Source organism: Leifsonia sp. NPDC014704 (assembly GCF_043083605.1).
Classification (GTDB): Bacteria; Actinomycetota; Actinomycetes; order Actinomycetales; family Microbacteriaceae; genus Leifsonia.
On sequence record NZ_JBIBYW010000004.1, the window covers coordinates 105,117 to 114,586 of the forward strand.

The window sequence follows — 9,470 nt, forward strand, 5'->3', positions numbered from 1 at the left end:
CATTCGAACATATCTTCGAATTGTGGTGCAATCCGGTGGGCGGATTCATGTCATCGTCGCAACGCGCTGATTCTGTTTCGTGGTCAAGAGTAGCTCGTTGTAGACCTCGGCCGGAGTTCGCCATCCGAGAGCCTTGCGTGGTCGCGTATTGAGCTCTCGGGCAACAAACTCAAGGTCTTCCGGCGAATGACGAGACAGATCGGTGCCCTTGGGGAAGTACTGCCTGAGGAGTCCATTCGTATTTTCGTTCGAACCTCGTTGCCAAGGTGACCTTGGGTCGCAGAAGTAGATTTGAGTGCCAGTTTGGAGAGTGACCTTTGCATGATCGCGCATCTCAGTTCCCCGGTCCCAGGTCAGCGATTTCCGCAGTCGGCGCGGGATCTTGTTGAGCGTGCGAACGAGCGCGGCCGCTACGGCGTCGGCCTTCTTCGACTCGGGAAGGTGGACGAGGACGCAGTAGCGGCTGGTGCGCTCGACGAGGGTGCCGATGTGGCTGCGCGTGTCGGGTCCAACGATCAGGTCGCCCTCCCAGTGGCCGGGGATCAAGCGGGTGGCGACCTCGAGCGGGCGCTGCCCGATCGGGATCAGATCAGGGATACCGCGGAAGACGTGCCGGTTGAGCGCGGCCTGCCGGCGGGGTCGGCGCATCTGCTTGCCGCTGCGCAGACGCGGAGCTCGCTTCAGCCGGAGGGATCCCTTGGCCTGCCGGTAGAGGCCGCGGTAGATGGTCTCGTGGCTGACCCGCATCGACTCATCCGCCGGGAAGAGGACAGGGAGCCGCGCGCTGATCTGCTCGGGCGACCAGCGGCGGTCCAGCTGTTCCTCCACGAACCGGCGCAGCTGCGGATTGGTCGCCAGTTTGCTCGGCTGCGGCCGCGGTGCTCGTCCCTCGGCCATCAGCTGCGCCTGGCCGGCGTGATACCGCGGCATCCAGTGCCGGCGGTTGCGTCGCATCTCTCGGCTGATCGTCGACGGCGCCCGGCCCAGCATCGTGGCGATCGCACGGATCGACATGCCTTGCCGGTCGGCCACCATGATGGACGCACGTTCGACTGGAGAGAGGTATCGACCCGATGGAGCTTTCAGCAAGTGCGGTGGTGCCACCCCGCCAGCATGCCGCAACCATCGCCTGGCGGTCTCCGCGTTCACATCGACCGACGCCGCGGCCTTCTCACTCGAACCGCCCTCGGAGATGGTCGTCCAGAACGTGTGCCGGTGGTGTCGAAGCTTGAGCATTCATCCCTCAGATCGTCGTCAGCGTTGCAACGACGCTCTGAGATCGCCGGTGACACTGAGCATCTGGAGGTCCTGGTCATGAGCATCGCGCCCGCCGCAGACATTGTGCACCTCTGGATGGAGCAGGGAGCCCCGGTCCGACTGGTGTGGACTGGCCACCGGTACCGAGCTGTCAGCGCTGAAGCTATCCGCTCGAGGGTTGACCATGACGCGCTCACTCACCCCACGGAGCGCCTGGTCGGCTGGTCCGTGATCGGTCGGAGCGAGCGGGATCCTGCGGACGTGCGCCTGTTCCAGCTGCAGCGTCACGGTGTCGGCTGGATCCTGGTCGACGTCGACCCGGCCTGAACTCGTGGGCACCAACAAACGCTACGACGTCTATTCGGCGCCGCTGGCAGAGATTGCCAAGGCCGCGGAGCGGCAGCCGAGGCCGATCAGCCTTCCAGACGATGGTGCGCGCGAGCGGCCGCCGGCGAGACGAACCCCAACCGGTCGCGGTCAAGGCTCACGTGCCGGTCCAAGTGGCTTACACCGATGTGCAGCTCGTCGACGCGGAGGCAATCGCCTGGACCACTGGCGGGCTGGTGCTGATCCGTTACGTCCCCGAAGGCGCTCGCACTCCCGTCTATGTCTGGGTAGCGGGGAACTTCGTTCACCGGAAGTGACCCACCTGGGAACAAGAAAGCCCCGGCCGAGAGAGAGCGGCCGGGGCTTGCTTCTTGTGGGATGTGGCGTCGGGAGTCGGCGTTGATTTTCCCTATTCGCGGTCCTGCAGCGGCGGCAGGTAGTCACCGGTGCCTGGTTGCCGGATCGGCACGTCCCACGGGGCGAGCGACGCCGGTTCGTAGTCGTTCTTTGCTCGGTGCTCGAGCACGGCCATGTAGCGCAGGTGGCGATCGACAATGTGGGCGATCGTGCCGTCCATCGCGATCAGCATGCGTTCTATGTCGTGCTCGGCTTCATCGGTCTGGTGCAGGAGCTCGTCTCGTTCCTCCAGGGCGGCGCGAACGCCGTGCACGTACAGCGCAAGGCCCTTCTGGGTGAGACGGTCCAGTCGGACTCGCCGTGCTGGCCGTTCGAGATCCTTGCCACCGAACTCCGGTGGTGCGGGATGGAAGTCCATCACACCCTCCTGCTGTGGTTCGGGCCCGTCGTCGACGAAGGCGCGGTGGTAGTAGTACGCCGCTTCTTGGCGGAGCTCGTGCAGCTCGACGTACAGGTTCGCGAAGCTCTCGCGTGTGTCCTGGATACCTCCGGCGATGATTTCTGCCGGCGTGAACGCGGTCATGGGGATGCCCCGCTCAGGCACATCGAAGGGGGCGCACGCAACGCGTGCGTCCCTGCGTCTTGTCTGCCGTCACTGGCAGGAGTCGCATTGAAGGTCCTCCATCGGGTCGATCGGGACGATGCAGGGCTCGGGTGCAGCCTGGTAGTGCTGGTCCCCCGGCTCGTCACCGTGTGCGTGTGCGTCCAGCCACATATCGGCTGCTGCAGGCTCTCCCAACGCCCGGAGGATCCCGGCCAGCGCTTCGGCCTCTCGGCATCCCAGCATCGTGGCGACGTCGTGTGCGAGGGTCACGTCGGAAAAGACCCCACAGAACCGGGTGACGTCATCGGTGTCCGTGATGAGTGTGCTCATCGTCCTCTTCTCTCTCTCAACCAACCGTTTTTCTTTGCCTTCCGGCGAGAGAAATCGATAGTGAGCGGGAGCACCGAGAGTGCCGGGTCGTGGAATACCGGAGGGAGCGCAGCGAGTGAGGATATGCCGCGAAAGCCCGGAACGGCAGGCGCGGAGCGAGCTACGATGATCGGCCGGAAAGGTCAAAGAAAACAGAGCACTTTCAGCGCCGCGCAGCGGCTCCGTCGGCGGGCGGCCTCCGTGCCGTCGCGCCCCGCTGTAGACCGCTCCCCCGTGCATACAGTCCCCCGAACGGTCACTATATGCAAAACGGATCCGCGACGCGGCCTACACCGCAGTGCCCGGGTGACGTCTTCGGCATGGGGCCGCCCCGCCAAGGCACGGATCGCATACAGTGCATAAATAGCACTATTGCCGCCATTAGCGCCAATGCTTCTAATAGTGGCAATCGCACCATTAGGGCCATCCGCTCTATTAGTGCTATTGGAGCCAATCGTTCTATTGGCTCCAGGCGTGTCATTGCCGCCAATGGAGCTATTTTGCCCGAGACTTGTCATGTGAACGGGAGAGTGAAGATGCCTGCAGGACCTCTAAGCGCCAACGAGCGCGCTGCGCTTAACCGCACCATCGCAGTAATCAACAGCAAAGGTGGCGTATTGAAAACGTCGATCTCTGCGAACGTCGCCGGCTATCTGGCTTCCAGCGGCTTCCGTGTGCTTCTTGTCGATCTTGACCCTCAGGGGAACTTGGCCGAAGACCTGGGATACACGGGCCAGGAAACCGACGATGAGGGGGAGTCGTTCGCTCGAGCGCTCATGCTTGGCGAGCAGGTTGGTCCCGTGACCGCCGTCAGGCAGAACCTTGATGTGCTTGTCGGGGGACCTCGCCTGGACGAGGCAGTCGCGGTTCTCGGGGTAAAAGCGAGCAAAGACCCCGATGGTGCAAAGCTCTCACTGGCTCGCCTCTTGGCTCCTATCGCGCCGAACTACGACATCATCTTGTTGGACTGTCCGCCAGGGGATGAGACGCTCCAGTCCGCTGCCGTTGCGGCCGCGCGGTACGCGCTGGTGCCGATCAAGTCGGATGCGTCTAGCCGGAAGGGTATGGCTGGTGTCGCCGCTCGCCTTGAGGGCGTTCTGACGTTGAACCCCAGCATTGATCTCCTTGGGGTTGTGCTTGTTGCCACGGGTAAGGGCGCCACAGCGATTCAGGCTGAGGCCCGCACCCATGTGAGCAACCTCTTCAACAGCGATCCTGACGTTCTTTTCAGCAGCACGATTCGTCATTCTGAGGCCGTCGCCCAGGCAACGCGCGAGCGCGGACTTCTGGTCTATGAACTCGATGAGAGTGTCAAGCGGGCACCGAAGTGGTACCAGGTGCTTCGCGGCGAAGCGACAGCGTCGCAGCTCGCACCGCGCACAGCAGGCTCAGTCGCTGACGACTACTTCAACTTGAGCCAAGAGATCGTTTCGCGGATCACCGCGGCCGAACAGGAGGAGGCGCAGTCCGCATGAGCGACGTTGACAGCCCACGCCGAATTGAGGGCCTTACTCCTCGACGTCAGTTGGATCTCAGCCTGCTCCAGCGGAAGAATCGCGAACAGCCCGCGGTGGACGAGCCCGCGGTCGAGGTGTCGAAGCAAACGACCAAAGGGCAGGAGGGGAGCTCGGATTCGGGAGTGAGCAGCTCGAAATCCCGTCCTCGTGCCACCCGTCATAGCGCTCAAGGCCGCACGTCAACATCCTTAGAGGCGGCTGCTCAGGCGAGCTCGAAGGATACGGCCCGGATCTCGTTCTATGTTCCTGATGAGTTGAGTCGACGAGCTAAAGCCGCCTTCCGCGCGACCGCATTCCAGGCAGGCGATCGCACATGGTCAGCATTCCTCGTGCGAGCGCTGGAGTCTGAAGTGAATCGCCGTGAGTCGGAGTACAACGCGGGTGAGCGTTTCGAGGATTCAGGCAAAAACCTGCCTGCCGGCCGGCCGTTGGCGTAGCACCTTCAGGCAGCGACGAAGTTCAGCCGGCGGCTCGCTCGAAAAGACCGGCGAAGAGGATCCTGTCGGGTTAGCCTCCGCGCCGACTGCGGGTGCGGGTGCGGGTGCGGGGGAGTGTGAGGGGCGCCGGCTCCCTCACGACCGGCGGCGCACCATTCGGCTGGAGGTTGTGGTGGCTGTCACGTCGTCGTGGTCGCCTTCCCAGAAGTGATCCAGGGCGGCGCGGATCATGCTGGCCGCGACACTTTCGGTATCGATGCCCCGTCCCGCTCGCTCGGGATAGCGCAGTGTGACGGTGAGGGAATGTGTCGGCGCGGCGTGGTCGATTCCGTCGCTCGGCTCGTCGTCGGCGTATTGGTAGGTCCACGCGAATCCGACTGCACCCTCGGGGCCCTCACCGTTGCGCTCGAATGCGGCGCGGTGCTCGTCGTCTCCCGGGTGCGGAGCGCGCGTGCAGTGCCATTCGAGGCCGCCGACGTCGTAGGTGGTGTTTCCGCATTGCTGGCCGGTGGGGCTGAGGCCCGCGTCGGGCGCGGCGGGGTCGAGCTGCTGTGAGTTGAGAGCGGCGGGCCGCTCGTACGTGATGATCATGGGGTTTCCTTCTGGGTTGGTGGGGGAGGGCCGCTCGAGAGCGGCCCTCCCAGGTGTCAGGCGGCGTCTTCGGTGTCGTCGCCCTCATCGGCGGGGTCGAGGATTCCGGCGATTTGGTGAGCGGCGCGGAGGACGCGGGCAGCGGTGGACTTGATCAGGTCGGTATCCGCGCCCGACCATCCGGCGATGTAACCGACGCTGTAGGCGCTGGTGTCGAATCCGATCAGGCCGGCGACGACGTAGGCGACGCTCTCGGCCTCGGTCTCCATCAGTCCGCGGTGCTCGACGTACTCGGCCAAGTCCTCGGTGTGGCCCAGGATGACGTGCGCGGTCTCGTGAATCAGGGTCTTAGCCATGTGCTCGGGGCTGAGGTCGGCGTGGACAACGACGACCATTTCCTCAGGGTCGGTGTAGCCGTTCCTGGGGCCCTGGATCGGTCGGAGCTCGACGGTCCAACCTTCCTCGACGAGGTAGGCGGAAAGGGCGTCGACGATGCCGAAATCATCCCCTCCGGTGAGCTGTGCCGTGAGGGTTCCCGCGTCCTGGGCGCCGTCCACCAGGTCGGTCTGTCCGATATCGAACACGGAGAGGATGGGGAAGCGGGCGACCCGCATTTCTACCTCGTCGCCGTTCTCGTCCTCCGCGGTGATCTTCTTCGTGCTGTAGCCGAAGATCCGGATAGCCTTCTCGCCCTTGCGCACCTGGCGGCCGAGCGACTGCCATTTCCGGAAGCCTGCGACCTGGGATGCCTCGGGCATCTGGGAGAGGATCAGCAGGAGGTTGTTCAGCGAATAGGCATGGAACGCTTTCGCGAAGTCGAGGAACGCCCGCCACTGGTCGGAGTCGCGCAGCTGCTTCACCTGGTCGCTGATCGAGTTGTGTAGGGCTTCTGCCTGAGCCTTCTTCTCTTCACTGGTCTTGCCGGGTCGACGGGTCTTGGTCACGATTCTCTCCCTGCGTGGACAACTGTTCTTTGTGCCTTCCGGCGAGAGAAATCGATAGAGAGCGGGAGTGCCGGAGCCCCGGGTCGTGGAATACCGCAGGCGAGCGCAGCGAGCGAGGATATGCCGCGAAAGCCCGGGGCGCAGGCGCGGAGCGAACTACGATGACCAGCCGGAAAGGTCACAAAAGACGTCCAAATAGAGGAGTGCCGCGTAGCGGCTCCGCTGCGACCAGTCAGGGCGGCGGCTGCGTCGCCGCGCAATTTTGTGCCCCTCGGGCGCTGCCCCACATCACTTTCAGTCCGATACCAGAGTGATATCACTTCAGGTGCAGGGCCGGCCTCCGTGCCGGGCCGGGAGGGAGCGGCCCCGGGCAGCAGCCGGGGGAGCGACCCGGGCCGTGTGAGCGGCGGGTGTGGGGGACACCCGCCGCTCGTTCACTCACTAGCCGTCGAGGTCAGGGTCGTCCTCGCTGTCAGCGAGGGGCGCGTTATTCGTCCCTGCGTGGTCGATGACGATCTGCTCGACTTCTGAGAGAGCGTATCCCCAGGCGGCGAGCTGGGAAAGGTACGCGGCTTTGGTCGCTTCGGGGTATCGCCATGTGTTCTTGCTGGTTGCGGATTCGATGCCGCCGAGCACCACGGCGAGGCTGACATGCTGCGCCTTGGTGGGGGACTGCTCGACGTGAGCGGCGAGCTTGTCGTCGTAGTAGCCTCCGCGCTCGATGCCGAGCAGCAGGTGGGCCAGCTCGTTTCCCGATGCGGCAGCGGCCCCCACGTCGCGGCGGTGGGTTGTGAGGCCCTGGGCGATCACCTTCGCGGCGTCCTTCGGCAGCGACTTGCGGGTCAGGAGCTCCGTGAGCCATTCGCGGCGCACAGTTTCCACGGATGCCCACGCCTTGTTGTTGGCGATCAGCGTGCGCCGTTCGGCTTTCTGCTCGTCGGACATTGGGCCGCTGGTGGATCCCTGGCTGCTGGCCCTATTGAAGCCTGCGGCCTTCGGGTCGCTGAGGAAGTAGCTGACGTTCGGTTCGCCATCGAAGTAGACGCGGACGAAGACAGCACGGCCTTCGGCGTTCTCGATGTGATCCGGGGTGACCCGCTCGCCTTCGGCGGTGGTCAGCTCGCGGATGCTGATGTAGTCGGTGTCGTAGTAGCCACGGTCACGGTCGAGAATTTCGTAGCCGCGGCCGCGCAGCTCGTCCTCGGCCTGCGCCTTGACCTGTCCCCGGGCGCGGTCGTCGCGAGCACGCTGGGCCGCGTGGGCGAACTGGCCGGGGTCGTCGATTGCGATCTTGATCAGCTCGGCGCGAGTGGCCTCGTCGTCCTCAAACTCGATCAGCGTTGCGGCCTGGTCTAGGGTCAGCTGGTGCTCCTGGATCGCAGAGGCGGCGACGGCATTCTCCGCGACGGCCAGCCCGTTCTTGACCACGGCCTGCTTGGTCCCGGTGCGCTTGGCGATCGCCGTCGCGCTGAGTCCTTCGAAGGCGAGCTGCTGGAACGCTGCAGCCCGGTCGCCGTCAGTGAGGGCTTCGCGCTGGTCGTTCTCGACCATCTGCTGCACAATGCGCTCCACGGTGGCCTCGTCCGCCTCGACGATGTAGGCGGGGATGCTGGTCACTCCGGCCTCGCGGGCTGCGAGGGTGCGTCGCTGGCCTGCCCGGACCAGAACGTTGCCCTGGGCGTCGCGCCTGGCAAGAACGGGCGTCAGAACGCCGTTCTCGCGGATGCTGGCCACGAACTCCTTGGTCAGCGGGGCGCTGGGGCGCACGTTGGCTTCGATGATGATCGCGTTGGGGTCGATGTGCTCGATGGTTCCCTGGCTTGCGGTAGTGGTGTTCACGGTTCTCTCTCCCGATCAACTGATTTTTTTGCCTGTCTGGCGAGAGAAATCGATAGAGAGCGGGAGCGCCGCAGTACCGGGTCGTGGAATACCGGAGCGCAGCGAGGATATGCCGCGAAAGCCCGGCCCTTAGGCGCGGAGCGAACTACGATGAACGGCCAGACAGACGAAAAAGCGCAGCAAGAACAGTGCCGCGCAGCGGCTCGAATTGAGCTCGTCACGCTCCCGCCGGCCGGGCATGCCGGACGAATGGATCTAGCGCGCAGACTTCTTCTGCGCGGCGATACCGGCACCGATCAGCCCACCGGCAGACACCAACAGCAGTAAGGCTCCTGCGATCATGCCGACCTCGACGGGCGTCGGCAATTTCATGGCGACCGCCAAGCTGCAGAGGACGACAGCGAGAACGGCAACACACGCCCCGAGAGCACCGAAAGCCTTTGTATCCACGCGTCCACCATAGCCACGCCGGCTCGGGCAATTCGCGATCGGCGCTAGGCGGCGTCTCCGAGGTATTGCCAGCGGCTTTCGGGGCTGAGGGCGCCGACTGTGACGAGTTCTCGGGCGCTTCGGTGGTCAGCTCGACGGTCAGCGGATCGCGGGTAGCGAGGCCAGATCCTCTCGCCTGGCGCGTCGGCCTCGAACAGTGGCCGGCTCGATGCATTTCGGCGTTTTGGACGCATCCTGGGGGAGGCATTCATGGTGGTCAGCTCGGCTTGCCACCATGCCCATACTTCGCGTTCGGCTCGATATCGTTCGGCTCGATCGAGAAGCGTTCCGTCGAGACCAAGCATGCGAGCTGCCTGGTCTCGGAGATCTCGCTTGGCTCTCGCCCATCCTTCCCGGTGTTTGACGATGAGGCGATGACGGCGGAGACGGCTGAGGATCCTCGTGGTGTGGCGGGTGCCAGTACCGAGGATGCGTGATGCGGTCTCAATGGTGAGTGCCCGGTGTTGACGGAGGGCGGCGTAGAGCTTTCCGGCGAGATGACCGAGGCCGGCGCGGGTGAAGAGGTCGTGTCGGCTGTCTGTTAGTTCGTCCTCGAGCTGGGCTACTTGCACAGCGCGAGCGTTGAAGAGATCAGCCGGGGGGCGGGGGTTATCTAGAGGTTGTGACCGGACTGTGCCGGAGGTTGTGGAAAGTGTGAGGGTCAAGCGCCATTCGGCGGCGTTGCCGCCGTCGGTGGTGGTGACCTTCTGCACGTATCCGTCGCGTGCGAGCCGCTGGA

10 protein-coding genes and 1 pseudogene are annotated in these 9,470 nt (G+C 64.5%); 3 read left to right on the plus strand and 8 right to left on the minus strand.

Annotated elements, in window-relative coordinates; translation table 11 throughout:
* Nucleotides 1-45 precede the first annotated feature (45 nt).
* A complete protein-coding gene (locus ACF1AJ_RS20310; RefSeq protein WP_391508843.1) occupies nt 46-1,236 on the minus strand; it encodes an IS30 family transposase in 1,191 nt (396 codons plus the stop codon).
* 78 nt (nt 1,237-1,314) lie between these two features.
* Here ACF1AJ_RS20310 and ACF1AJ_RS20315 point away from each other — a divergent pair, with 78 nt between their 5' ends.
* Entirely contained in the window at nt 1,315-1,584 is a 270-nt protein-coding gene (locus ACF1AJ_RS20315) for a hypothetical protein (RefSeq protein WP_391508844.1), read from the plus strand.
* Between the two features lie 409 nt (nt 1,585-1,993).
* On the opposite strand, the gene ACF1AJ_RS20320 is transcribed toward ACF1AJ_RS20315, so the two are convergent.
* Nucleotides 1,994-2,524: a hypothetical protein gene (locus ACF1AJ_RS20320; protein WP_391508845.1), complete on the minus strand. Its 531-nt coding sequence runs from the start codon at nt 2,522-2,524 to the stop codon at nt 1,994-1,996.
* 69 nt (nt 2,525-2,593) lie between these two features.
* The gene (locus tag ACF1AJ_RS20325) at nt 2,594-2,899 is read right to left on the minus strand and encodes a hypothetical protein (protein WP_085370144.1); all 306 of its coding nucleotides are present in this window, start codon (nt 2,897-2,899) and stop codon (nt 2,594-2,596) included.
* Nucleotides 2,900-3,432: 533 nt separating this feature from the next.
* On the opposite strand from ACF1AJ_RS20325, the gene ACF1AJ_RS20330 reads away from it, so the two are divergent.
* Entirely contained in the window at nt 3,433-4,389 is a 957-nt protein-coding gene (locus ACF1AJ_RS20330) for a ParA family protein (RefSeq protein ID WP_218775167.1), read from the plus strand.
* Nucleotides 4,386-4,868 (plus strand): hypothetical protein, encoded by a 483-nt coding sequence (locus ACF1AJ_RS20335; RefSeq protein ID WP_143465934.1) that lies wholly within the window; start codon nt 4,386-4,388, stop codon nt 4,866-4,868. Before ACF1AJ_RS20330 ends, ACF1AJ_RS20335 begins: the two co-directional genes overlap by 4 nt.
* Before the next feature lie 135 nt (nt 4,869-5,003).
* Here ACF1AJ_RS20335 and ACF1AJ_RS20340 read toward each other — a convergent pair whose 3' ends face one another.
* The 5 genes and pseudogenes from ACF1AJ_RS20340 to ACF1AJ_RS20360 form a co-directional block, all read right to left on the minus strand.
* A complete protein-coding gene (locus ACF1AJ_RS20340) occupies nt 5,004-5,459 on the minus strand; it encodes a hypothetical protein (RefSeq protein WP_085370145.1) in 456 nt (151 codons plus the stop codon).
* A gap of 56 nt (nt 5,460-5,515) precedes the next feature.
* Nucleotides 5,516-6,403, minus strand: a complete 888-nt coding sequence (locus tag ACF1AJ_RS20345; RefSeq protein ID WP_306293900.1) for an ArdC-like ssDNA-binding domain-containing protein — start codon at nt 6,401-6,403, stop codon at nt 5,516-5,518.
* A 441-nt stretch (nt 6,404-6,844) separates the two neighbouring features.
* Nucleotides 6,845-8,242 (minus strand): ParB/RepB/Spo0J family partition protein, encoded by a 1,398-nt coding sequence (locus ACF1AJ_RS20350; protein ID WP_121264457.1) that lies wholly within the window; start codon nt 8,240-8,242, stop codon nt 6,845-6,847.
* Nucleotides 8,243-8,497: 255 nt separating this feature from the next.
* Nucleotides 8,498-8,692, minus strand: a complete 195-nt coding sequence (locus tag ACF1AJ_RS20355; protein ID WP_085370148.1) for a hypothetical protein — start codon at nt 8,690-8,692, stop codon at nt 8,498-8,500.
* A gap of 44 nt (nt 8,693-8,736) precedes the next feature.
* Nucleotides 8,737-9,470: pseudogene (locus tag ACF1AJ_RS20360) on the minus strand (hypothetical protein); the annotation flags it as partial.